This window comes from Francisella opportunistica (assembly GCF_003347135.1).
Taxonomy (GTDB): Bacteria; Pseudomonadota; Gammaproteobacteria; order Francisellales; family Francisellaceae; genus Francisella; species Francisella opportunistica.
This window is the reverse complement of sequence record NZ_CP022377.1, coordinates 460,653-484,741: the sequence shown is the minus strand read 5'-3', so window position 1 is coordinate 484,741 and position 24,089 is coordinate 460,653. Positions and strand designations below refer to the sequence as shown.

Here is a 24,089-nt window from a genome sequence, read left to right as displayed (position 1 = left end):
TTAACAAAGCTAATAAAACAATATTATATAGCTAAATTAAACCCAAATCATTGGTCTATACTTTCTATTTAAATCATCAATAGAGTATCCTCTAGCTGGTACAGTCGCTAACACACTGAATCCTTGTGAACTTCTAATTTCTTCATGTTCAAAACCAAGGTTCAAAGCAACTTTAGCTTCAACTATGTTTTTAATTTTTTTAACATATTCTTCTTTACTTAGATTACTGTATGAGTATAAACTTTCTTGATCTTTATTAACTTCAACAGAAACATCATTACTTATTGGATCATACGTTAAACCAATATTAAAACCAGTTTTATCAGTATTTGTCGAATTTTCTTGTTTCAAGATTCTAAAACCTCTAAACAATCTCTCTAAATCTTGCTCATCAAGTGCAATTATATTATCATAAATACGTTGTAAGACAGCTTCAGTATTAGCTTCCCTGTCAATGCTAGTAAATTCATTAACCTTACCATCGCCAGCTCTAACTGGTGTGCTCTTGATGTTAAGTTTCATCTCTTGTTGACTTTCTTTAAAAAGTTCTGATGAATAGCTAAATGTCGACTCAAACACTATTCCAGTAACACCGCTTTTTTCAACTGTATAGCAAATATCCTTCAATAAATCTTTGTTAGCGTTTACTAGAGTAAAGAAAGCGTCATTTGGAATACAAATTGATGCACACAACCTCTGTACTTCAACAAAACTATCCATAAAATTCAACATATTAACTAAGGCAGATAGCAATTCAGCATCCTCACCAACTTTCTGAGTAAAAACTCTATATGGTTCGCATAATGATGCTAAAACCTGCTTAACCATATTAAGGTGACTCTCAGAGACATCGTGAGAACCTACTCTTGCATTTCTATTCTTCGCCATTCTTCTTAGCAGCAAATAAAAACCTCTCACAAGTCTATCTAAAGATTTTATAATTTTGCACAATTTAATTACAGTTTCAGAAGAAGAATTATCTTCTTCAATTGAGAAATTTATTACTAGGCCAGTAAAGTAAGCATACTCTTGAGACAGCTCAAAATCAAAACCAGGAAGTCTTTCTTTTAGCCAACCAGTAAAACTAAAGCTACTACTACTTGAGAAAGCACTCTTAAAAGATGAACTACTTTTCCATTTAGCATCTTTATTTAGAATAACCAAATTGTCTAATAATTTCTTCTGACATTCCATCATTGGCGATACAAATGATTTTATAAAGTCAGCTTCATCATCTATCATAATGACTTCCATATACCTTTGAATCGCTAACTTAGTAAAATATTCTTCAAATGTAATTTTATATTTATTTTTTTTCGCTGAAAAGCTTGATAATTCTTCTAAAGGAGATACTCCAACCATAGAAACTCTTGAGTCAAGCGAATACATCCTATTAAATCCAGCTAAACTAACTGTTGAACCTAAAGATACAGAAGATGCTTTGTTATTTTCATTAATAACTCCCCCTACACCTTTATTACAAAGGACGTTAATAGATGTATAACTGATATTTGATTCTGGGCTTATTACAGTAGTGGTATTTTCTAAAGCATCAATAAACTCTTTTGTTTTATTGATATTTTCTTTTTGACTTAGAAAATCTTTAGCCTCATTTTTTCCTGACTCACTAGTCATCATTTTACAAAGATTAAATAGTATAGGTAAATCACTGTCACTACCAAACTCAATAATATTTATTGTTGACATCTGATCTCTAAACTCTTCTTTTTTTAGAGTTTGTGAATAGTTAATTAAAGTATCTTGAACATAGAAAGAATCCGGATTATTAAATATTTTTGCCTTATTAAAACTAGGATTATATTGCTGTTGACTCGTCGATAATATAGCTTCAGATGCTTTTTTCTTTATATCTATAGATGCGATATCCTTAAACTTAGATTTTAGTTCATTGAGATCAGCTCCAACATTACCAGACAGCCCGGCTAAGGAAGAATTCTGCGATAAAACATTAAGGATGTCATTAGAGTCAATACTTGTCAGACCTCCACCTTTAAGTTTATAAATCTCACTTAAGGAACCTATTACTGAGTCAAAAGTACTTCCTTTATCATATATACTTGATAAAGTATCTTGCACAACCCCAAGAGCACTATTTCCAGTTGATTTGACCAAATCAAAATCCTGCTGGGCAGCATTTGAAACACTCTCCATCAAAGAGCCAGCCTTATCTTTTGCATAATTACCAAAATCGACATAATCTTTTGTCAAATCTGTAGCTGTAGAGCTCAATTGTTTTTTTAAATCTAAGCTTTCGCCACTAAACAGTTTTTGAGCAGAATTTTCTAGAAGACCTTGTTTATAAGCTATTGCTCCTTTTAACTCATTTCGCTGAGCCATTGAATAACCCATGCCTGATTTTATGTTATATGATCCAGATGTTTGATTAAGATCTAACATTTTAGTAGTCATAGGAATAGAGATTCTTATAGTTCTCAACTTAGATGCTGATTGTTTAGAATATAAGCCAAACCTTGCCTTGATCTCCATATCACTAAATTCAGATAGATTTGGTATCTTAAAAGGAGACTCAAAACTCTCACCAATATTATTCTTAATAATCGTATCAACTTGGTTTCTGAACTTATTAACTGAACCTTTAGCATCTGAAAAACCAATTAAGTCATCTGCTAAGATCTTACCTTTTATTTCTCCAGATAAAAGATCAAAACTAGCCGTATTAATTGAAGTTTTGACCTGAATTAGTGGGTTTTCGTAATCTTTAGAGCTTACTCCAAGAATCATTAAACCATCACCATTTTTATCAATACCTAAACTTTGCTTTTGATAATTACTTTTTGAATAACCTGATAATGCACTTCTACCAAAGTATATTTGCTCTATCTCAGGATAGGTATATTCTCTAATTAGATCAAGCCCATCCCTAGTTTTAGGAACCAAATATCTATATGAACCATCTGGGGTATTTAGAATAAAACCTAAATCATTTAAAAGCTTACTATCTTCTTTAAATTTTGGAGTATAAATAAAGCTTTTTGCCTCTTTAGAGCCTTTCGCAGTTACCAACTTGAGATTAATATTTCCTTTAAAATTATCTAATAACTCTAAAGACTTAGAATCAGTAAAGTTTAATTTATTTGTGCTCGCACTTATATCGACATTATAGCTAAACAATGCAGATGAAGCCTTACCACTCATCTTTAAATAAATTGGAATAAATGACTTAACTTCTCCACCTTCACTATCATAAACAGGCAAGTTAGACCAAATATTTATACATGAACTTCCAAGAAAACTTTTTTCTCCAGCAGCTGCAAGACTAGCTGCTGCAGATATGTTTTCACTATTAACCGATGCTGTAAGTTTTGCATTAAACTTAAACTTTGGTAGTGATGTCAATTGGGCTATATTACCACCACCAAGCATCTGGTTAACACTTGATTTTATAAAAAAACTATAGACCTCGGTATCAGTAATACTACTCCATAGTTTAACTCTAGTAGGGTCTTTATAAAAAGCAAAATCCCTATCTTTTATTCTTGTAAGAAGACCTTTTTGCTTATGAGAATCTTTGAGAAATTTTTCAAAATACTTTTTTCTCTCTATAGCGTATGTATTAGCCATGATATCTATTGTTTTGAGTTTCTGAGCCACAATAATCTCATCCTCAAAAAACATATGTCTTTCAACATCGTTATAAAACCAAGCTTTTATAAAATCAAAAAAGCCTCCATTTACTTTTTCTTTTTTTAAATCATCAGTATCATATAATAAATCGTTGATATCTTCAGCCATACACACTACTCCCTACAAGCAACCCATAACATAATTTCATTCTTACATGAACTCTATATTTATTTAAACCTATTTTACAGCGTTTTTCCATTAAAAATGATTCTTATTTAATAAAAATTTATCTGGCCTAATATAACTCTACTTTTTGCTCCGGTTGCAGATGGTATATTATTATAGTTTTTATGAAGAGTTTCATTACCTAATACAGCAAAGGCTATAGCCTCTTTTGCATTACTACTCTCACCAATATCTTCAAATGTTAAAACCTCAACATTAACTAAATCTGAAATAGCTTTTATTAAGAACTTATTATATGCTCCGCCACCTGCGAATATAATTTGATCTAGTTTATATTTGCCAAAAACAAACTTTTTATATGAGATAGCAATACTCTCGGCAGTAAAGATTGTTAAAGTATGAACAATGTCCTCAGGCCTATTACTTTTATATTTATTTATAATAATATCTGTATACTCAGTTCCAAACAGCTCCCTACCAGTAGTTTTTGGAGGTTTTAGCTCTAAATATTGATTTTCTAGAAGCTCTTGTAACATATCAGGAATAACTCTACCTTTTGCAGCAATGTCACCATCTTTATCATAGTCTTTATTAAACAAGATCTCTACTGCTCTATTTATCATCATATTTCCAGGTCCAGTATCAAAAGCATATATGTCATCAATATTTGCATTTTTTGGAATGATAGTCATGTTAGCTATTCCACCTATATTATGCAAAGCTCGTGATTTGTTGTTATTTCTATATAATAGGTAGTCAACGTAAGGAACAAGTGGTGCACCATCACCTCCAGCAGCTATGTCGCCAGCGCGAAAATTTGACACTACTGTTGTTTGACATTCGTAAGCAATAGTTGCAGCATCACCTAACTGTAACGAAGATTTAATAAAGTTCCCATTATTCTTTGCCTGATGATAAATAGTCTGTCCATGGCTAGCTATAAACGCGATATCTTTTAAGCTCATACGATTAGCTTCTACTATTTTTTTTACTGCACTAGCGTATTCAATACCGAGTTTAAAATTAAGACTACATAACAACTGAGAATTACTACTCTCTAAATTGATTGCTTTTTTAATGTCTTTAAGAACATCATCAGGATATGGATATGTTTTAAAATTCACTAATTTAATATCAGTTTCTAAGCTACAACCTTTTATTTTACATAGTGCTACATCTATACCATCTAACGATGTCCCAGACATGACACCAACACAATACTTATAATCTTCCACTTGGTAAACTCCTCCTATAAAATATAATCTAATTAAGTGTATGATATATTTTACAAGTCATAAAAACTAGCTGGAGTTTTACTTGTTTATACACATTGATATCCCTAAAATAATAACTTAATATTATATTGTTTTTTTAAACATGAATTATTTTCAATTAAATTTTTCTCTATTTCTTATTTTGTTTATCAATGCTATTTTGCTCAATAATGTTGGCGTAGCTGTATTGCATTTTGTTATTTATTATCAAGTTACAGAAATCAGTATTAGCATTTTGGAAGCTTCTAAGTATCTGGCTACTGCAGGAGTGTCTTTTTTTGTATATGTTCTTTCACATATAAGATTAGCTGTAATTACTATAGGCTGCATTATCATGGCTGTTTTAAATAGTTTTTTAACTGGTGAGATATCGTCTATTCTAATTGATGCAGTTTTTACTCTAATCAAAATTTCTGCATACCCTAGTATTTTTAGTAATAAATCGGAAAATTTGCAATTTGCCTTTAATTTCCTAATCATTATATTTTCCGCCTTAGGCAGCAGTACTATTAGATCTAAAATAATTGCTTTTTTAACATTGTTATTACCTCGAGCTAAACTACAATGAAAACAAAAAAAATGTCTAATAATCAAAAACCATTAATACAATTATCAGGTGAACTTTTTGAAGCAGTACAACTTCAGCCATGTTTTGAAGATTCAAAATATTTTGTTGATATGACTCCAAAAAAATGTCCTAATGAAATTCTCGATAATTATAAAAAAATAAAAAAAGCAAGAAATTTTAATCTTAAGTCTTTCATTGAAAAAAACTTTGACCCTCCTGTTTTAGAAAGAACGTTTGATAATACAAATAAAAGATATTTGCAACAGCATATAAAACAAATGTGGCGTTTTTTATACCAATCATCTGATAAACAAAATTCTTTAAGCTCTCTTATATATTTACCTAAATCCTATATAGTTCCCGGAGGCAGGTTTAGAGAGGTTTACTATTGGGACTGCTACTTTACTTGTGAAGGTCTACAAGCTGATAGTGAAATTCAAATAATCCAAGATATAGCTGATAACTTTGCTTACCTTATAAATAAATTAGGATTTGTACCAAATGCTAATAGAAAATATTATCTAACCCGTTCGCAACCACCTTTATTCTATCTAATTGTTAATATTTTATATAAAGAATTAGGAATATCTGCTATCAAAAAGTATTTACCAATTCTAGAAAAAGAGTATTCATTTTGGATGAATACCAAAAGAAATATAAATGGACTAAATAGATACTGGGACGAATCAGATACACCAAGACCTGAATCTTACAGAGAAGATATTGAGCATGCTAAAGATATAGAAAATAAATCTAAATTCTACCGTAATATTCGTGCAGCTTGCGAATCAGGATGGGATTTTTCTAGTAGGTGGTTTGCCCAGAAAGATGATTTTAGTACAATTCAAACAATAGATATTCTACCTGTTGATTTAAATTGTTATTTATACGGTTTAGAAAATTCACTTGGAAAATGGCTAACTGAAATCTCAAAGCAACAAAAAGCTGAGAAATATTTAACTCTAGCAGAGCATCGAAAAAATTTAATCCAAACTAAGTTTTGGTGTTATAAAAAAGAATTTTTCTACGATATAAATCATATAACTAATAAATTATCTAAAACCATAAGCTTAGCAGGAATAACACCTTTATTTCTAAATATTGCAACAAATCAACAAGCTGAGAAAGTTGCTAAGCTAATAAAAAGTGACTTTCTAACCGAATATGGACTTATTACGACTCTTACAAATACAGCACAACAATGGGATTCTCCAAACGGCTGGGCACCCTTACATTTTGAAGCTGTCATAGGTTTAAGAAACTATGGCTTTGATAGACTTGCAAAGACTATTGCAAAAAGGTTTATAAATACTGTTAATGCAAAGTTTAAACAAACTGGAAAAATCCGTGAAAAATATGATGTAATAAACCCAGAAAAAAAAGCAGGTGGTGGAGAGTATATAGTCCAGGATGGTTTTGGCTGGACTAATGGAGTAATCGCAAGCTTTATTAAAATGTATAACTTATAAAAATGGTTGTTAAGAAAACTCTCAACAACAGGTTCTAGCTATTCCTCATTCCTTTAATTATCATAAGATTTTAAAAGCTTAATCAGTTGTTAAATAGCAACAGTGCAAAAAAAGTAGCTAAACTCTGTTATTTAAATTTTTGAAAGGTTGCTTATTTAACAACTGGGTCTAGTTCACCACTCTCATAGCGCTGGAACATTGCCTCAAGTGAAATAGGCTTGATCTTACTAGCCATACCAGCACTACCAAATGCTTCATATCTAGCTTTGCAAATTTCTGACATTGCTGTTTTAGCTACTGCATTATATTTACGCGGATCAAATTCAGCCGGGTTCTCAGCTAAAAATCTTCTCACAGCACCAGTTGCAGCCATACGTAGGTCTGTATCAATATTTACCTTACGTACACCATACTTAATAGCCTCAACGATTTCTTCTACGGGCACACCATAAGTCTCTCCCATAGCACCGCCATAAGTGTTAATAACTTCTAGCCAGTCTTGTGGCACAGAAGATGAGCCGTGCATTACTAAATGAGTATGAGGAATTCGCGCATGAATTTCTTTTACTCTTTTTATAGATAATACATCACCTGTAGGTGGCTTAGTGAATTTGTAAGCACCATGAGAAGTACCAATAGCTATAGCTAAAGCATCGACTTTAGTTTTTCTAACAAAGTCACTTGCTTCTTCCGGATCTGTAAGTAACTGATCCATGGTTAAAGTACCTTCAGCACCAACTCCGTCTTCTTCACCAGCTTGACCTGTTTCTAATGAACCAAGACAACCTAGCTCACCCTCAACTGATACACCACAAGCATGAGCCATTTCAGATACAGTTTTTGTAACATTGACATTATACTCGTAATCCGATGGAGTTTTGCCATCTGATTTTAAAGAACCATCCATCATTACTGATGAAAAGCCTAGTTGTATAGATCTTTGGCAAACTGATGGAGATGTACCATGATCTTGGTGCATACACACTGGTATATGCGGATATTCTTCTATCGCAGCTAAAACCAAATGTCTAATAAAAGACGCACCTGCATACTTTCTTGCACCAGCAGAACCTTGTAAAATAACCGGTGAATTAACCTTATCTGCAGCTTCCATAACAGCCCTAACCTGCTCAAGATTATTGACATTAAAAGCTGGTAATCCATAACCATGCTCAGCAGCATGATCCAATAGTTGACGTAATGAAACTAAAGCCATTATATTATCTCCTTATCTTACCTGACCTGCAATTATTACTTTAATCTTATTAGTGCTCCCATGAACACCCATACTATCGCCACTAGTAAGAACAAAAATATCACCATTTTTAGCTAGCTTCCTGTCTTCTAGTTCCATAGAAGCTGATCTATTTACATATAGTTTAGACATCCTAGTTGAATCAAAATATATTGGTACCACCCCTCTAAATAAAGTCATAGCACCTAAAGTTGTAGCATTTCGCGATAATGCAAAAATAGGTAAATCAGTATTGATACGTGACATCCAGCGTGAAGTATTACCACCTTCAGTCAAAACAATTAATCCTTTTGCACCAATATCATTAGCGATTTTAACTGCTGCAACAGATACCGCGTGATCAATCCTATCACAATCAGCTATCTTTTGCTTTTTAGAAATATGTGTATACTTACTTCTCTCAGCTGACTCACATATTCTTGACATCGCAGAAATTGTCTCAACAGGATATTTACCCACTGCTGTTTCAGCTGACAACATCACAGCATCTGTACCATCGAATACAGCATTGGCAACATCAGAGGCTTCAGCACGAGTTGGTGATGAGTTTTCTATCATCGATTCCATCATTTGTGTTGCTGTAATAGAGCCTTTTTCATTTCTTCTAGCTGTACTAATGATAAGCTTCTGTACAGTTGGCACATTCTCATCACCAATTTCAACAGCCAAATCACCACGCGCCACCATTACAAGATCAGAAGCATCAATGATACTCTTAAGATTATCTTCTAATACAGCTTCTGCTCGCTCAATTTTAGCCACCATAGCAGGCTTCCAACCAGCTTCATGGACAAGCTGACGCGCATACTCCATATCCTTACCATCTCTGACAAATGATACTGCCAAGAAATCCACTTGCAGCATTGCTGCTATTTTTATATCTTCTTTGTCTTTCTCAGTAAGAGCAGGTGCTGTAAGTCCACCACCTTTCTTATTGATACCTTTATTGTTAGAAACTTTACCACCAACCACAACTTTAGTGACTGCTTTGTTTCCTTTTACAGAGTCAACTTCTAAGACAATTTTGCCATCATCTACAAGTAGTATATCGCCTTTTTTTACATCCTGAATGAGCTCCTTATAGTCAATACCTACATTATTCTCATCACCATCACCAACTCCAAGATCAGCATCAAGTGTAAACTTTTGACCTTTTTTAATCGCTACAGAACCATTTTTAAATTTTGATAATCTAATTTTTGGTCCCTGTAGATCAGCTAATATACCAACATAAGTATCTTGCTCTTTAGCAATCTGACGAATCAGCTCAACTCGCTTACGATGATCTTCAGCAGAGCCGTGTGAGAAATTACATCTGACTGCGTTAACTCCAGCTCTAATCATTTCTGTTAAAGCTTCTCTTGACTCACTTGCAGGACCAAGAGTAGCTAAAATTTTCGTTCTTCTCATATAATTTATCCTAAATTACCTAGCTGCTTTTTCTTTAAGTACCTCTACAGCTGGTAATTTTTTACCCTCAAGAAACTCTAGGAATGCTCCACCAGCTGTTGATATATAAGAAACTTGATCTTTGATGCCAAATTTTTCTATCGCAGCAATAGTATCACCACCACCAGCTACTGAAAAAGCACCCGACTGTGCTATAGCCAAAGATAAAGCCTTTGTTCCTGCGGCAAAATTATCAAACTCAAATACTCCAACAGGACCATTCCATAAGATAGTATTTGCTGATTTTAGCAGTTCAGCAATATTCTTTTCAGTTATTGGACCTATATCTAAAATTATCTCATCAGCAGCAACATCAGAGACTTTTTTAGTGACAGCCGCTGCATTTTCACTAAATTCCTTAGCTACTCTTACATCAACTGGTACAGGAATATTAACTCCTAGATTTTTAGCTTTGGCTAAAATATCTCTTGCTTCAGCGACAAGATCTTGTTCATATAATGAATTACCAACATTATACCCTTCTGCTTTTATGAAAGTATTGGCAATACCACCACCAACAATAAGAATCTCAACCTTATCAAGAAGGTTATGCAACACTGATAGCTTAGTTGAAACCTTAGATCCCCCAACTATTGCCGCCATTGGTTTTTTAGGCGATTTCAAAGCTTTTTCTAGCGCTCGGATTTCATTAGTTAGTAGTATTCCGGCACAGGCAACTGGTATATATTTAGCCACACCGTAAGTAGAAGCTTGTGCCCTATGTGCTGTAGCAAAGGCATCCATTACAAAGACATCGCCTAAGCTTGCAATCTTTTTAGATAAATCTTCAGCTGATTTTTTCTCACCGTTGTTAAAGCGTACATTTTCACACATAACAATTTCACCAGCTTTAACATCAACACCATCTAACCAGTCTTTAGCAAACTTAACCGGCTTATTGATAATTTGAGACAAAGCTTCTGCTACTGGCTCTAGAGAAAACTGTGGATCGCACTCACCTTCAACAGGACGCCCAAGGTGAGACATTAAGATGACTGCACCACCTTGATCTAAAATATATTGAATAGTCGGAATAGCCGCCTCAATTCTAACCTTACTTGTAACCTTACCATCTTTAACAGGTACATTAAAATCAACACGAACAAGAACTTTCTTAGCTTTTAAATCAACATCTTTTAATGTTAGAAAACTCATTTATATCACCTATAGTGTTTATAGAGCTCCGAAGTACTCTACTACTCTAACCATTTGATTTGTATAAGACATCTCATTATCATACCAAGATATCACTTTAACTAGAGACTTATCACCTAGTGAAGTAACTTTAGTTTGAGTTGCATCGAATAATGAACCTTCAGAGATCCCTATGATATCACTAGACACTAGCTCTTCTTCTGTATAACCAAATGATTCATTTGCAGCAGCCTTCATAGCAGCATTAACTTCTTCTGCTGTGACATTTTTAGATACTACTGCTACCAATTCTGTTAGCGAACCAGTAGCCACAGGTACTCTTTGTGCCGCTCCATCTAATTTACCAGCTAGTTCAGGAATTACCAGTCCAATAGCTTTAGCAGCACCAGTTGAGTTTGGTACGATATTCACAGCAGCAGCACGAGCACGGCGCAGGTCATCTTTTCTATGTGGACCATCTAGGGTATTTTGATCACCAGTGTAAGCATGAATAGTTGTCATAAACCCTTTCTCAATGTTTGCTAATTGATGAAGAGTTTTTGCCATCGGTGCTAAACAATTTGTCGTGCATGAGGCTGCAGAAATTACTTTGTCTTCTGCTTTTAAAATATCATGGTTAACATTATAAACAACGGTTGGAAGATCATTTCCAGCTGGAGCAGAAATCACTACTTTTTTAGCACCAGCATCTATATGAGCTTGTGATTTAGCTTTTGTAGCATAAAAACCAGTACACTCTAATACAACATCAACACCTAATTCACCCCAAGGTAATTTAGTAGCATCTGCTTCAGCATATATTTTTATTTCTTTACCACCTACAACTATAGAGTTTTCTTTTGCTGTTGTTACAGCTGCTTTTGAGAATCTACCTTGAGCAGAATCATATTTCAATAAGTGTGCTAACATCTTTGGATTTGTTAAATCATTAATCGCTACAATCTCAATGTTATCTTTACCAAACATTTGACGAAATGCTAAACGACCAATTCTACCGAAACCATTAATTGCAACTCTCATTTTAATCTCCTTAAGATATTATCTTGCGAAAGTTATTACACATATTTAGCAACAATATTGCTAATATTTTCTACAGTAAATCCAAAATGCTTAAATAAATCTTCAGCTGGTGCCGATTCACCAAAGCTATAGATTCCTTTTACTTCTCCTCCAGCTTTTGGCATATACTTATACCATGTATCAGGTTGTGCCATTTCTACAAAAACTGCGGGAATATCAGCTTTTATTACTGATTTTTTATACTCTTGAGTTTGAGTAGCAAAAACTTCTACACACGGTATAGAAGCAATATTTATCTTTATACCTTTCTTTTCAAATTCACTAACTGTATTGACAGCAAGCTCAACTTCAGATCCTGTCGCAACAATAGTTAACTTAGCGTCAGCATGCTCTTTAACTAGATAGCCACCTTTAGCAATATTTGCAACTTGATGCTGTGACTGTACTATTGGCATTAAGTTTTGACGCGTTAATACCATTACGCTTGGAGTATCTTTTGATTTTACCGCTTGATGCCATGCTATCATTGTCTCCACCGCATCAGCAGGTCGCCACACATTAAGATTAGGTATAAGTCTTAAGCTTGGAATATGCTCTATAGGTTGGTGTGTTGGTCCATCCTCACCTAAACCGATAGAGTCGTGTGACATCACATGTACCACAGGCTGCTTCATCAATGCTGACATTCTTATAGCATTTCTCGAGTAATCACTAAATACTAAGAATGTGCCGCCATAAGGTTTGATACCACCATAAAGACTTAGACCGTTCATTATTGCAGCCATACCAAATTCTCTAACACCATAAGAAAGATAATTTGCGCCTTCTTGAGTATTATTCAACCAAACTGAACCACTCCAATTAGTGTTATTTGAGCCTGTCAAATCCGCTGATCCACCAAACATCTCTGGCATATTCTTACACAAGACTTCAAGTGCCATTTGTGAAGCTTTACGTGTTGCTACTTTAACAGGATTACTCAATTGCGAAGCTATATAGTTATTAATAGTATCTTCTAATTCGATAGGTAACTCTTTGTTTAAAATTCTTTCAAACTCTTTAAACTTAGGATTATCTGCAAATAAATTCCATTGCTTTTGCCAATTTGCCTCTAAAGCTCGTCCCTTTTCCTGAGCATCCCAGTATTTGTAAACATCTTGAGGTATTTCAAAAGCTTGATAATTCCAGTTAAGCTCTTTAGCAGCTGAAGCCCTTTCTTGCTCACTTAAAGGTGAGCCATGCACAGAAGCAGTCCCAGCTTTCTCAGGTGAGCCAAAACCAATTACAGTTTTACAACAAATTAATGTCGGTTTTTGCTGCTGTGCATGAGCTTCATTTATAGCTTTTTCTATCGCAGCAAAATCATGACCATCTACATTTTCTATAACATGCCAACCATACGCCCTAAATCTTTCAGGCGTATTATCACTAAACCAACCTCTAGTATCACCATCTATTGAAATATTATTATCATCCCAAAATGCTACTAATTTGTTTAGTCCTAAAGTTCCCGCTAATGAACATGCCTCATGCGAAACTCCTTCCATTAAACAACCATCACCTAAAAATACATAAGTATGATGATCTATAACTTTTAAATCTGTTGTATTATATCTTTGTGATAACAATTTTTCACCTAAAGCCATACCAACAGCATTTGCCACTCCTTGACCTAGCGGGCCAGTTGTTGTCTCAACTCCTGGTGTGTAGCCATACTCAGGGTGTCCCGGAGTTTTTGAATGCAACTGCCTAAAATTTTTAATATCTTCAATAGTCACTTTATATCCAGTTAGATGTAATAAAGAATATAAAAGCATTGAGCCGTGTCCATTTGAAAGAACAAATCTATCTCTATTTACCCAATGTGGATTGTTAGGATTGTGTTTAAGAAACTTTGTCCACAGCACTGTGGCAATATCAGCCATACCCATAGGCATTCCAGGATGTCCTGATTTAGCCTTAAGTGTCGCATCAATAGATAAAAACCTTATAGCGTTTGAAAACTCGCGCGGAATAGATAAAGACATTAGTATTTAACCCTTAGTTATGTGATTGTCAATTTTTATAAAAATTATAACTAGTATGATGATACCGTAGAGGCTTTCATAAAACAAGAAATGTATATACAATAATATTACTAACAAAATCTGTCAGCAACATCAAAGATGAAAGGTAAGCACAGCCAGGTAAATTACTCAATATATGCTAAGCAAAAAAGAGAATTAGAAAATGTCGAGGTAACTATTGAGCATCTTGATAAAATTTCTGATTTCATCACAGCTACTCCTCACACATTTGTATGTTCATTCTCTTTTTTTGAAGAAAAAAATCATGCCTGTATTAAATACTCCCTAAAAAGCACATTACAACTTATTTGCCAAGATTCTTTAGAAATATTTGATCTTGATTTTGATATATCAAACACTATAATAATTACTGAAGATGACAGACTAGTAGAAGATAGTCTTTATGAGCCATTTATATGTAAAAGCGTCATCATTGATTTAAAAGATATAATTAAAGAAGAGGTACTTTTAAACCTACCTTTAATACCAAAAAAAGACACAAGCACTTGTAAAAATACAAAAAAACATTCATACTATAGCGAGCAAGAAAATGTTATACAAGAGAAAAAGAATCCTTTTGAAATTCTTAAAACACTCAAGTAACATACTGATTTAGACTTATTTAAAACACTAAGAGGTTATCTAAAATGGCTGTACAACAAACCAAAAAAAGCAGATCAAAGAGAGACATGAGAAGATCTCACGACTCTTTAACAACTCCTACACTATCTACTGATAAATCAACAGGTGAACTACACTTAAGACATCATGTATCACCTAATGGTTTCTATAAGGGTAGAAAAGTAGTAGAGACTAAATCAGAAGACTAATATTTCCCATCAACTCTTTTAATCAGCTTATCAAAATGATAGTGAAACTATTAATGATGAGCAATAGACAATGTATATAGGAAGTTTTATCTATTATGGGTTACAAAATATCTATAGATGCGATGGGTGGAGATCATGGTTTAAATACTACTATCCCAGCAGCTCTTGAAGCAGTAAAAAAAGACTCTAATTTACAAATAGTACTAGTTGGAGATCATCATAAAGTTAAAAGAGCTTTAGACAGGTATTCAAAAGTTAAGAAAATAAAACTACCAGTTTTACAAAGAATAGCTATTCATCATGCTAGTGAGACAGTTGGTATGGATGAATCACCATCTATTGCTGTCAGAAAGAAAAAAGATTCTTCTATGCGCGTAGCTATTAACCTTGTCAAAGATGGCACTGTTGATGCCTGTGTTAGTGCTGGTAACACTGGTGCGCTAATGGCTACATCAAAATTTGTATTAAAAACTATTAATGGTGTTGATCGCCCTGCTATTGTTTATGCGTTACCTGCATTCAATAGAGAAACTAAACAGCTTAGTAAAACTTATATGCTTGACCTTGGTGCAAATGTGGTTTGTACATCAGAACAACTTTTTCAGTTTGCAATCATGGGATCAATACTAGCAGCAAGTTCAAAAGGTATTGCTGAACCTAGAGTTTCATTATTAAACATCGGTGAAGAAGAAATGAAAGGTCTAGATAATATCAAAAATGCGGCAAAGTTATTACAAGGTTGCGATTTTATTAATTATAATGGCTATATTGAAGGTAAATATATTTTTGATGATACCACTGATGTAATAGTCTGTGATGGCTTTGTTGGCAATGTTTCTCTAAAAACAATGGAAGGAAGCCTAAGACTTATAGAATCTCTTATTAAAAAGACAATACAAGAAAGCTCTTGGCTAATGAAAATTCCTATAATAATGGCATTACCAATATTCAAAAAAATGAAAAAAGGTATGAATCTTGATAGCTTCAATGGTGCATCATTATTAGGCTTAACTGGTATAGTGGTTAAAAGTCACGGTGGTGCAAGTGCTAATGCTTTTGAGACTGCTATCTATGAAGCTATCAAAGAAATTAAGTATAATATTCCTAAAACAATTCAAGAATCTTTAGAAAAAGTTCTTTAATCTTTTTTATTCATGCTACAATAAATATCAAGCCATAGGCGAAAGCTTATGGTTTTTTGTTGTTAATCATAATTTAAAGTAGGTATAGCTATATAATGTTTGCACAAATACTAGGTACAGGAAGTTACTTGCCTGAAAAAATCTTAACTAATGAAGATATAAGTAAATTTGTTGATACTTCAGATGAGTGGATCAAACAAAGAGTTGGTATAGAAAGACGTCATTGCGCTAATGAAACAGAGACAACAAGCTATATGGCTACACAAGCAGCTAAAAGAGCTCTTGAAGCCGCACAACTAACCGCTAATGATATTGACACAATAATTGTCGCAACAAGTACCCCTGATTTCATAATGCCCTCTACCGCCTCGATGATTCATCAGAACCTGGAATTAGATAATTTCAAAGTGCGCTGTTTTGATGTTTCAGCTGCTTGTAGTGGTTTTGTTTATGCTCTAGATATCGCTAAACAATACATAGAAACCGAAATTTCAAAGAATATTCTTGTAATCGGCGCTGAAAAAATGACGCGCGTCTTAGATTGGAATGATCGCTCAACATGCGTACTTTTCGGTGATGGTGCTGGTGCTGTTGTAATCTCAACCAGCCAAGAGAAAAAGATATTATCATCTTTACTTTTCACAGATGGCTCATGTTTGGATATGCTTAATATTCCAAATAATTTACCAACTTCAAGAGGGCAAAGTATAAATATTGATCCTTACTTAATAATGGAAGGTAATAAGGTTTTCAAATTTGCTGTTTCAAGACTGTCTTCATTAGCTGATGAGCTGATACAAGAGGCAGGAATAAAAGCTAGTGATATTGATTGGCTTGTACCTCACCAAGCAAACTATAGGATACTAAACTCAACTGCCAAAAAAATTGATATGCCAATGTCTAAGGTAGTCACAACATTACAAGATCATGGCAACACATCAGCAGCCTCTATCCCATTAGCTTTAGATCATGCTGTAAAAACAAATCAAATCAAGCCTGGCGATACAATAATCTCTGAAGCATTCGGAGCTGGATTTGTCTGGGGTGGTTTTATCGCAAAGATATAATCTTTTATAAAATTATTATTTTTAAATATCATAAAAGGAGGATTATTATGTCAAAAATAGCTGTGGTTTTCCCTGGTCAGGGTTCACAAAAACTAGGGATGCTTCAAGATTATTATGAAAATTTTGAAACTTTTAAAAACATAATCGATGAAGCTAAACAACATCTTGGTTATGACTTGTGGAATATTATTCAAAATGATGAAGAAACTCTAAATAAAACGGAGTTTACTCAGCCAGCATTACTTGCAACTAGTTATGCCATATATGAAGTCTTAAAAAAGCAAAAACCAGACTTAAAAGTAGCGTACTTTGCTGGACATAGCTTAGGTGAATACACTGCACTTCTTGCAGCTGGGTGCATTTCATACAAAGACGCTTTACAACTTGTTTCTACACGCGGCAAATTAATGCAAAATGCTGTTACTGATAAAGAATGTGCTATGAGTGCTATTCTAGGTTTATCTAATGAGGATGTAATTAAGTGTTGTCAACAAGCAGCTGATGCTGGTATTGTTGAAGCTGCAAACTTTAACTCAACAGGGCAAGTTGTTATCTCTGGTGAAAAAGCAGCTGTTGAGAAAGCTAATACAATAGCTAAAGAAAAAGGTGCAAAACGTGCTCAGATACTTGCTGTTAGTGTACCTTCACACTGCTCTTTAATGAAAGATGCTGCAGATAAGTTTGAAGCCGAGTTAAATAAGGTAGAGTTCAAAGAGCCTATTACTGCTGTTGTACAAAATTTTGATGCTAAATCACATGCAAATCCAATAGAAATAAAAACAGCAGTTATTAAACAACTATACAAGCCAGTACTTTGGACACAATCTGTCGAAGAGCTTGTCAAACTTGGAGTCACAGAAGTTATTGAATGTGGTCCTAACAAGGTTTTATCTGGACTAATCAAAAGAATAGATAAATCACTAGTTATAAAAGATACAAACAGTGTTGATAGTTTAGAAAATATTTAAAAGGAGATAATAAATGTCTTTGAATGAAAAAGTTGCTCTGGTCACGGGTGCAAGTAGAGGTATAGGTTTTGAAGTTGCTCATGCATTAGCAAGCAAAGGCGCTACTATAATAGGTACTGCAACTAGCCAAGCTTCTGCGGCAAAATTTGAAAACTCAATGAAAGAAAAAGGTTTTAAGGCAAAAGGATTAGTCTTAAATATTTCAGATATTGAAAGTATTCAAAACTTCTTTGCTGAAATAAAAACTGAGAACCTAGCAATAGACATCCTAGTTAATAACGCTGGTATCACTCGTGATAACTTAATGATGAGAATGTCAGAAGATGAATGGCAATCAGTTATAAATACTAATCTAAGCTCAATATTTCGTATGTCAAAAGAGTGCGTACGCGGTATGATGAAGAAAAGATGGGGAAGGATCATATCTATAGGTTCTGTAGTTGGATCAGCTGGTAACCCAGGTCAAACTAACTACTGTGCAGCTAAAGCAGGTGTAATAGGTTTCTCAAAATCTCTTGCTTATGAAGTTGCTAGCCGTAACATCACAGTGAACGTTGTAGCGCCTGGATTTATAGCTACAGATATGACTGATAAACTAACTGATGAGCAGAAATCTTTTATCGCTACTAAGATACCTTCAGGACAGATGGGGGAGCCAAAAGATATTGCTGCAGCTGTAGCTTTCTTAGCTTCTGAAGAGGCGAAATATATCACAGGTCAAACACTTCATGTTAATGGTGGTATGTATATGGTTTAAATTTTGCAAAATTATTGCAAAAACGATTAAAAAATAATATTATTGGACATGAATAAGGTTTTTAATTTTTCAAAACAAAATAAGAAGGAAAAAAACATGAGCGCAAATGAAGTATATGCTAAAGTAAACTCTATCATAGTTGAGCAACTAGGTGTTAAAGAAGAAGATCTAAAACCAGAAGCTTCTTTCATTGATGATTTAGGTGCTGACTCTCTAGATACAGTTGAACTTGTAATGGCTCTAGAAGAAGAATTTGATACTGAGATTCCAGATGAAGATGGTGAGAAAATCAGAACTGTTAAAGATGTTTACGACTATATCGACTCTAAAGTAAACTAATCAAAATTAATCTCAAAGTCAGTATGAAGAGCATTTTCATACTTTTTTCTACAATGAATATAAACAGGTTAATTTAAATTATGAAATCTAATCGTAGAGTAGTTGTTACTGGCTTAGGTATGGTAACACCTTTAGGAAATGATGTCCCTACGACTTGGGCTAATATCCTAGCTGGTAAAAGTGGTGTAGAAACTATAACTGGTTTTGATACACCTGCTCCTGATATTAGCGAGTTTAAAGTTAGATTTGCAGCAAGAATTAAAAATTTTGATGTAGATGCACTTGTAGGTAAAAAAGACGCAAAGAGAGTGGATCCTTTCTGCTATTATGGTATTGCCGCTGCTAATGAAGCTCTTAAAGATGCTGGAATTGGTAAAGTAACTGAAGAAGATTCTTATAAGTTCGGGGTCTGTGTTAGTTCTGGTATCGGCGGTATCGAGACTTTAGAAACTACTAAAGCTGTAATAGATACAAAAGGGCCTTCAAAAATTTCACCGTTTTGTATTCCCTCTTCAATCGTGAATATGCTCTCTGGTATCATTTCAATAAACCATGGTTTACGTGGTCCGAATGTACCAATTGTTACGGCTTGTACTACAGGTACACATAATATTGGTATGGCTGCCAGATTAATCGCTAGTGGTGATGCTGATGCTATGCTTGCTGGTGGGTCTGAAAAAGCAAGTAATGCTATTGGTATGGGTGGGTTTGCTGCTGCTAGAGCATTATCGACACGTAATGATGATCCACAAGGTGCCTCACGCCCTTGGGATAAAGACAGAGATGGCTTTGTGCTTGGTGATGGAGCTGGTGTTGTTGTCCTAGAGGAATATGAAAGAGCAAAAGCTCGTGGCGCTAAGATCTATGCAGAAGTTGTAGGTTTTGGTATGTCTGCTGATGGATATCATATGACTATGCCTTATGCTCCAGGACAAGAAAGATGTATTCAAAATGCTTTAGCTGATGCTGGACTTGAAAATAACCCTGATGCAATAGATTATGTCAATGCACATGGTACTTCAACTCCATTAGGAGATGTTCAAGAGTCACAAGTTGTTGAAAAAGTAATTGGTCAATATAAAAAAGACCTAGTTATGAGTTCAACAAAGTCAATGACTGGGCACTTACTTGGTGCAGCTGGAGCTATTGAATCAATATTCAGTGTACTGGCAATAAGAGACCAAGTAGCTCCGCCTACAATCAATCTGCATAATTTAGATGATGGTTGTAACTTAGACTATGCTGCAAATGCTGCTAAAAAGATGAAAATTGATTATGTGCTTAATAACTCTTTTGGTTTTGGTGGCACAAATGGATCTGTAATTTTCAAAAAAATCTAAGTATCAACAGCTACTACATTTAGCTAATCTTTGATAAGCCACCAAGTTTGGCTTTTTTTGTATAAAAATTAAGGAGAAAATATGCAAATTCATATTATTGACCTACACTATTTGGTTGATCAAGAAGAAGTAGCCAAAATTAGACCTTCACATAGAGATTTCTTGGATATTGGTTATACTAAAGGAATATTTGTAGCATCTGGACCTAAAACATCAAAAACAGGTGGAATTATTATTGCACGCGGAGATCTACAAGAGATCAAAGGATTTATCAAAGAAGATCCATTTTATATTAATAAAATTGCCGAATACCATTTTACTAGTTTTGATGCTGTCAAACATATCCCAGAACTTGCTAAGCTCTAAATACTCCATACATCATTTCTCTTTTGTTACCGAAGCCTTTATCTTTTTTTATCTCAAAACCCTGATTGTGTAATGCTTTTCTTACTTTGGAACTAGCCGTAAAAGTTGCAAAGCTACTGCCATTGTGACAAAGTTTTGAAATATTTTCAAAAAGGTTATCACTCCACATACAACTATTTTTATTTGGCGCAAAACCATCAAGGAACCATGCATCTATAAATGGAAGGTTATAGTGATTAATATTATTAACATCATCGATTATTAGCTTAAGGTTAATATTATCAAACTTATAAATATTTAAACCCTCTATAGGGTTATATTGCTCGAGAAAATTTTGATAACCATCTAACTCATCAAAACTCTTGAGTATTTCTCCAAGGTCATTTAGTGCTATAGGAAACTTCTCAAATGAGATAAATTCAAGTTGAGAATCCTTGCAAGCATATTTATGCCAAAGATTCATTGTCAGGATAAAATTAAGGCCGCTACCAAAACCTGTTTCACAAATTCTAAAGTATTGATTTTTTTGTAACTGAGAAAATCTCTGTTGTAGGCTATTATGTACTAAAAAATTGTAAATACTCTCCTGTATACCAGATTGCGTCGAAAAATAAAAATCATCAAAAGATACCGACTTAGGTGTATTTTTCTCCCAAATTATTTTAGCAAATTCCATAATTATATAACTTTTCTGATTAGGTATTATTTACATAAAGAATAGCAAATTAGGAGCTTGCTAAAAATAGCTGTATATGCAAAAATAATGCTTTGACATCCTCATTATCTAAAACTTAAACATGGAAATTACAATATACAATTCACCATCACTAAAAAATAAGCTTCTTATAACATTTATCTGCTACTTTTGTTATTTTTATACTGCAAATGTAGTGCTAGTCACAGGTGCAGTAATGCAACCCTTATCAGAATATTTTCATAATAGTAATATTGGCTTTGCTTTCACATTTATTAATGTTGCAATGTGGTTTGCAATATTAGTCATAGGTATTTTGATGAATAGATTCTCTATAAAATTATTACTAATTGCTGCGGTAGTAATAGGAATTATACCATCATTAATTACTAGTATAATTCCATCAATGTTTACTCTTAAAATACTACTTACTGGTGTTGGTATCACTGGGGGTCTTTTTATGGCTATTGCTAGCTATATGATTGTACATATCTACAATGACCATAAAATAAGAGCAATGAACGTGATTTTTACCGATTTTTTCTTTAGCTTTGGTGGTGCATTAATTCCGATATTTGCTGCTTATCTAATCACGCAAAGCTTTGAATGGTACACTATTTATTTAATATTACAAATAACTGCTGTAATTATCTTAGTCTTAGTAATATTCTCAGATTTCACAATCCTTAATCGTCACAACAATGTCAAAGAGATAAGGCCAAATTTGAATTTCTCTTCCTGGAATCTTAGCTTATATTGTGTCGCTTTTGCAGCTTTCTTATTCTTATTAGCTCAATTAACTATGACTAGCTATGCTCAATCATATTTCCAAGAAATACTCGGCTGGGGTACTATCGATGCAAATAAGCCATTATCATACTTCTGGACAGCGCAATGCGTTGGCTTATTTATTAGCCCATTAATAACTAGGTTTATCCCACTACGATACATCCTACCAACATTTATGCTTGTGGGGCTAGTTGCATTATCATGTATCTTGTATATACCAAATATAGATACCGTATTTAAGGCTGCGATTATATTTGGGTTGTTTAACTGCTATATTTATGCTGGGCTATTAGCTTATGGAACATTCCAAATGGAAAATGCTCCACCAACTTTAATTACAACTATACTTCTATTTGGTACAACTGGTACAGCTCTTTCTACTACTACTGGTGCTTTTATAAACCAATATTTTGGCTTAACTAGTGTGATTCACGCTGTAGTAATCTTTTATATAATATCTTTCCTACTTGTTATATTAGCAGTTATTTTCTCAAAAGAGCAAAAAAACGCTTAATCATTTTTATTAGTTTTTCTAATAAAACATATAAATTCTTTTTGTTATAAAATCGCTTATCCATAATGTATAGTTACACAAAATTTATTTAAATAAACTTGTAAATAAATATGAAAAAACACTTAACTCAATCAATGATTTTCGGAGTGCTACTAGTAGCTATTTTTGCTGGTATTGCATATTTTATCGCAAAAATCCCTGCTATTAAGAATCTTGGTATTAGTCCTTTAATTATAGGAATAGTTCTAGGTATGGCTTTGACTCATACTCCAGTAAGTAAAATTATCCATAAATGGAAAGAAGGTATTGTTTTTAGTGCTAAAAAAATTCTTAGATTTGCAATAATTTTTTATGGTTTTAATTTAACATTTCAGTTAATAGCATCCGTCGGGTTAGCTGGACTTTCTGTATCGATAATCATGCTTATATCTACTTTAATAATAGATATTGTCTTAGGCACAAAAATATTTGGTCTAGATCGAGATAGCTCGATTTTAGTAGCTGCTGGAAGTGCAGTATGTGGTGCAGCAGCAGTGCTAGCTACTGAAGGTACTCTAAAATCAGAACCATACAAAGCAGCTATGGCTGTAGGTACTGTTGTACTCTTTGGTACTGCTGCAATGTTCCTATACCCTATCCTTATGAAAGTAGGTCTTTTAGGACATATGAGTGATGCTCAATATGGTATTTTTGCTGGTAGCTCTATCCATGAGGTAGCTCAGGTTGTAGCTGCTGGTAGTGGCATAAGTCCACACGCAGAAGAGATAGCTGTTACAGTTAAAATGATTCGTGTGATGATGCTAGCACCTATGTTAATTGTGATAGGTATATGGATAGCTAGATCAGCCACTACTGTTAGTGAAGCAAGTGGCTCAAAATCTGAGAAAGGTTCTATCAAGAAGGTTATCCCATGGTTTGCGATTGGTTTTATAATAGTTGCAGGATTTAATTCACTTGATCTTTTACCTGTAGCGACTGTTAACAACATTAGAGTAGCTGACCAATTCTTATTAGCTATGGCAATGACAGCATTAGGATTAGAAACTCATGTATCCAAGTTTATCCAAGCTGGGATTAAACCCCTCCTTCTTGCATTAATCTTATTTGCATGGTTATTTTTTGGTGGTATAGCTATCACTTATGGCATAACCAGTATAATCTAATAGCTTATTTAAGCAAAGCTATCCTATTTTGATACTAAATAATGTATTATATCTAAAAATAATAATTTGATA

Annotated in this window: 21 protein-coding genes; 12 read left to right on the top strand and 9 right to left on the bottom strand. The window is 33.8% G+C overall.

The annotated features are described in order from the left end of the window. Nucleotides 1-36 precede the first annotated feature (36 nt). From CGC45_RS02370 to CGC45_RS08990, 3 genes are all read right to left on the bottom strand, one after another. Nucleotides 37-3,774 (bottom strand): Pathogenicity determinant protein D, encoded by a 3,738-nt coding sequence (locus CGC45_RS02370; RefSeq protein WP_114702021.1) that lies wholly within the window; start codon nt 3,772-3,774, stop codon nt 37-39. 107 nt (nt 3,775-3,881) lie between these two features. Further along, complete coding sequence (gene anmK, locus CGC45_RS02365; RefSeq protein ID WP_232310114.1) at nt 3,882-4,997, bottom strand: anhydro-N-acetylmuramic acid kinase AnmK; 1,116 nt, start codon at nt 4,995-4,997, stop codon at nt 3,882-3,884. 276 nt (nt 4,998-5,273) lie between these two features. Continuing rightward, on the bottom strand, nt 5,274-5,546 hold the full coding sequence (locus tag CGC45_RS08990; protein ID WP_162790233.1) for a hypothetical protein: 273 nt from the start codon (nt 5,544-5,546) through the stop codon (nt 5,274-5,276). A gap of 99 nt (nt 5,547-5,645) precedes the next feature. Here CGC45_RS08990 and CGC45_RS02355 point away from each other — a divergent pair, with 99 nt between their 5' ends. Next, nucleotides 5,646-7,103, top strand: a complete 1,458-nt coding sequence (locus tag CGC45_RS02355; protein WP_071629951.1) for a trehalase family glycosidase — start codon at nt 5,646-5,648, stop codon at nt 7,101-7,103. A 151-nt stretch (nt 7,104-7,254) separates the two neighbouring features. On the opposite strand, the gene fba is transcribed toward CGC45_RS02355, so the two are convergent. The 5 genes from fba to tkt are packed head-to-tail and all read right to left on the bottom strand — an operon-like array spanning nt 7,255 to nt 14,009. Next, complete coding sequence (gene fba, locus CGC45_RS02350; protein ID WP_071628786.1) at nt 7,255-8,319, bottom strand: class II fructose-bisphosphate aldolase; 1,065 nt, start codon at nt 8,317-8,319, stop codon at nt 7,255-7,257. Between the two features lie 12 nt (nt 8,320-8,331). Next, nucleotides 8,332-9,768 (bottom strand): pyruvate kinase, encoded by a 1,437-nt coding sequence (gene pyk, locus CGC45_RS02345; protein ID WP_071628785.1) that lies wholly within the window; start codon nt 9,766-9,768, stop codon nt 8,332-8,334. A gap of 15 nt (nt 9,769-9,783) precedes the next feature. Beyond that, nucleotides 9,784-10,962: a phosphoglycerate kinase gene (locus CGC45_RS02340; protein ID WP_071628784.1), complete on the bottom strand. Its 1,179-nt coding sequence runs from the start codon at nt 10,960-10,962 to the stop codon at nt 9,784-9,786. A gap of 18 nt (nt 10,963-10,980) precedes the next feature. After that, nucleotides 10,981-11,982: a type I glyceraldehyde-3-phosphate dehydrogenase gene (gene gap / locus CGC45_RS02335; RefSeq protein ID WP_071628783.1), complete on the bottom strand. Its 1,002-nt coding sequence runs from the start codon at nt 11,980-11,982 to the stop codon at nt 10,981-10,983. A gap of 35 nt (nt 11,983-12,017) precedes the next feature. Beyond that, a complete protein-coding gene (gene tkt / locus CGC45_RS02330; protein WP_071628782.1) occupies nt 12,018-14,009 on the bottom strand; it encodes a transketolase in 1,992 nt (663 codons plus the stop codon). A 138-nt stretch (nt 14,010-14,147) separates the two neighbouring features. Here tkt and CGC45_RS02325 point away from each other — a divergent pair, with 138 nt between their 5' ends. The 9 genes from CGC45_RS02325 (at nt 14,148) to CGC45_RS02285 (ending at nt 20,857) form a co-directional block, all read left to right on the top strand. Continuing rightward, a complete protein-coding gene (locus tag CGC45_RS02325; RefSeq protein WP_071628781.1) occupies nt 14,148-14,651 on the top strand; it encodes a YceD family protein in 504 nt (167 codons plus the stop codon). A gap of 44 nt (nt 14,652-14,695) precedes the next feature. Next, on the top strand, nt 14,696-14,878 hold the full coding sequence (rpmF, locus tag CGC45_RS02320; RefSeq protein WP_071628780.1) for a 50S ribosomal protein L32: 183 nt from the start codon (nt 14,696-14,698) through the stop codon (nt 14,876-14,878). A gap of 95 nt (nt 14,879-14,973) precedes the next feature. Then, the gene (gene plsX, locus CGC45_RS02315) at nt 14,974-16,020 is read left to right on the top strand and encodes a phosphate acyltransferase PlsX (protein WP_071628779.1); all 1,047 of its coding nucleotides are present in this window, start codon (nt 14,974-14,976) and stop codon (nt 16,018-16,020) included. Nucleotides 16,021-16,115: 95 nt separating this feature from the next. Then, entirely contained in the window at nt 16,116-17,087 is a 972-nt protein-coding gene (locus CGC45_RS02310; RefSeq protein WP_071628778.1) for a beta-ketoacyl-ACP synthase III, read from the top strand. 47 nt (nt 17,088-17,134) lie between these two features. After that, complete coding sequence (fabD, locus tag CGC45_RS02305) at nt 17,135-18,055, top strand: ACP S-malonyltransferase (protein ID WP_071628777.1); 921 nt, start codon at nt 17,135-17,137, stop codon at nt 18,053-18,055. A gap of 13 nt (nt 18,056-18,068) precedes the next feature. Then, complete coding sequence (gene fabG / locus CGC45_RS02300) at nt 18,069-18,812, top strand: 3-oxoacyl-ACP reductase FabG (protein WP_071628776.1); 744 nt, start codon at nt 18,069-18,071, stop codon at nt 18,810-18,812. 96 nt (nt 18,813-18,908) lie between these two features. Further along, on the top strand, nt 18,909-19,151 hold the full coding sequence (gene acpP / locus CGC45_RS02295) for an acyl carrier protein (RefSeq protein ID WP_114702020.1): 243 nt from the start codon (nt 18,909-18,911) through the stop codon (nt 19,149-19,151). An 80-nt stretch (nt 19,152-19,231) separates the two neighbouring features. Continuing rightward, nucleotides 19,232-20,491 carry a beta-ketoacyl-ACP synthase II gene (gene fabF / locus CGC45_RS02290; RefSeq protein WP_071628775.1) on the top strand — a complete coding sequence of 420 codons (1,260 nt, stop codon included), beginning with the start codon at nt 19,232-19,234 and terminating at the stop codon, nt 20,489-20,491. An 81-nt stretch (nt 20,492-20,572) separates the two neighbouring features. Continuing rightward, nucleotides 20,573-20,857: a YciI family protein gene (locus CGC45_RS02285; protein WP_071628774.1), complete on the top strand. Its 285-nt coding sequence runs from the start codon at nt 20,573-20,575 to the stop codon at nt 20,855-20,857. Here the strand turns inward: CGC45_RS02285 and mnmC2 are convergent. Continuing rightward, on the bottom strand, nt 20,847-21,533 hold the full coding sequence (gene mnmC2 / locus CGC45_RS02280) for a tRNA (5-methylaminomethyl-2-thiouridine)(34)-methyltransferase MnmC2 (RefSeq protein WP_071628773.1): 687 nt from the start codon (nt 21,531-21,533) through the stop codon (nt 20,847-20,849). The two genes, CGC45_RS02285 and mnmC2, sit on opposite strands and share 11 nt — an antisense overlap. A gap of 121 nt (nt 21,534-21,654) precedes the next feature. Here mnmC2 and tsgA point away from each other — a divergent pair, with 121 nt between their 5' ends. Together tsgA and CGC45_RS02270 are read left to right on the top strand one after the other, a co-directional pair. Continuing rightward, nucleotides 21,655-22,854, top strand: a complete 1,200-nt coding sequence (tsgA, locus tag CGC45_RS02275) for an MFS transporter TsgA (protein WP_071628772.1) — start codon at nt 21,655-21,657, stop codon at nt 22,852-22,854. Nucleotides 22,855-22,964: 110 nt separating this feature from the next. Further along, complete coding sequence (locus CGC45_RS02270) at nt 22,965-24,017, top strand: YeiH family protein (protein WP_114702019.1); 1,053 nt, start codon at nt 22,965-22,967, stop codon at nt 24,015-24,017. Nucleotides 24,018-24,089: the final 72 nt, after the last annotated feature.

What these genes read in the sequence shown, in the direction of transcription:
- CGC45_RS02370 (WP_114702021.1), bottom strand. Translation starts at nt 3,774, where the DNA reads ATGGCTGAAGATATCAACGATTTATTATATGATACTGATGATTTAAAA.
- anmK (WP_232310114.1), bottom strand. Translation starts at nt 4,997, where the DNA reads ATGTCTGGGACATCGTTAGATGGTATAGATGTAGCACTATGTAAAATA.
- CGC45_RS08990 (WP_162790233.1), bottom strand. Translation starts at nt 5,546, where the DNA reads ATGATTAGGAAATTAAAGGCAAATTGCAAATTTTCCGATTTATTACTA.
- CGC45_RS02355 (WP_071629951.1), top strand. Translation starts at nt 5,646, where the DNA reads ATGTCTAATAATCAAAAACCATTAATACAATTATCAGGTGAACTTTTT.
- fba (WP_071628786.1), bottom strand. Translation starts at nt 8,319, where the DNA reads ATGGCTTTAGTTTCATTACGTCAACTATTGGATCATGCTGCTGAGCAT.
- pyk (WP_071628785.1), bottom strand. Translation starts at nt 9,768, where the DNA reads ATGAGAAGAACGAAAATTTTAGCTACTCTTGGTCCTGCAAGTGAGTCA.
- CGC45_RS02340 (WP_071628784.1), bottom strand. Translation starts at nt 10,962, where the DNA reads ATGAGTTTTCTAACATTAAAAGATGTTGATTTAAAAGCTAAGAAAGTT.
- gap (WP_071628783.1), bottom strand. Translation starts at nt 11,982, where the DNA reads ATGAGAGTTGCAATTAATGGTTTCGGTAGAATTGGTCGTTTAGCATTT.
- tkt (WP_071628782.1), bottom strand. Translation starts at nt 14,009, where the DNA reads ATGTCTTTATCTATTCCGCGCGAGTTTTCAAACGCTATAAGGTTTTTA.
- CGC45_RS02325 (WP_071628781.1), top strand. Translation starts at nt 14,148, where the DNA reads ATGAAAGGTAAGCACAGCCAGGTAAATTACTCAATATATGCTAAGCAA.
- rpmF (WP_071628780.1), top strand. Translation starts at nt 14,696, where the DNA reads ATGGCTGTACAACAAACCAAAAAAAGCAGATCAAAGAGAGACATGAGA.
- plsX (WP_071628779.1), top strand. Translation starts at nt 14,974, where the DNA reads ATGGGTTACAAAATATCTATAGATGCGATGGGTGGAGATCATGGTTTA.
- CGC45_RS02310 (WP_071628778.1), top strand. Translation starts at nt 16,116, where the DNA reads ATGTTTGCACAAATACTAGGTACAGGAAGTTACTTGCCTGAAAAAATC.
- fabD (WP_071628777.1), top strand. Translation starts at nt 17,135, where the DNA reads ATGTCAAAAATAGCTGTGGTTTTCCCTGGTCAGGGTTCACAAAAACTA.
- fabG (WP_071628776.1), top strand. Translation starts at nt 18,069, where the DNA reads ATGTCTTTGAATGAAAAAGTTGCTCTGGTCACGGGTGCAAGTAGAGGT.
- acpP (WP_114702020.1), top strand. Translation starts at nt 18,909, where the DNA reads ATGAGCGCAAATGAAGTATATGCTAAAGTAAACTCTATCATAGTTGAG.
- fabF (WP_071628775.1), top strand. Translation starts at nt 19,232, where the DNA reads ATGAAATCTAATCGTAGAGTAGTTGTTACTGGCTTAGGTATGGTAACA.
- CGC45_RS02285 (WP_071628774.1), top strand. Translation starts at nt 20,573, where the DNA reads ATGCAAATTCATATTATTGACCTACACTATTTGGTTGATCAAGAAGAA.
- mnmC2 (WP_071628773.1), bottom strand. Translation starts at nt 21,533, where the DNA reads ATGGAATTTGCTAAAATAATTTGGGAGAAAAATACACCTAAGTCGGTA.
- tsgA (WP_071628772.1), top strand. Translation starts at nt 21,655, where the DNA reads ATGGAAATTACAATATACAATTCACCATCACTAAAAAATAAGCTTCTT.
- CGC45_RS02270 (WP_114702019.1), top strand. Translation starts at nt 22,965, where the DNA reads ATGAAAAAACACTTAACTCAATCAATGATTTTCGGAGTGCTACTAGTA.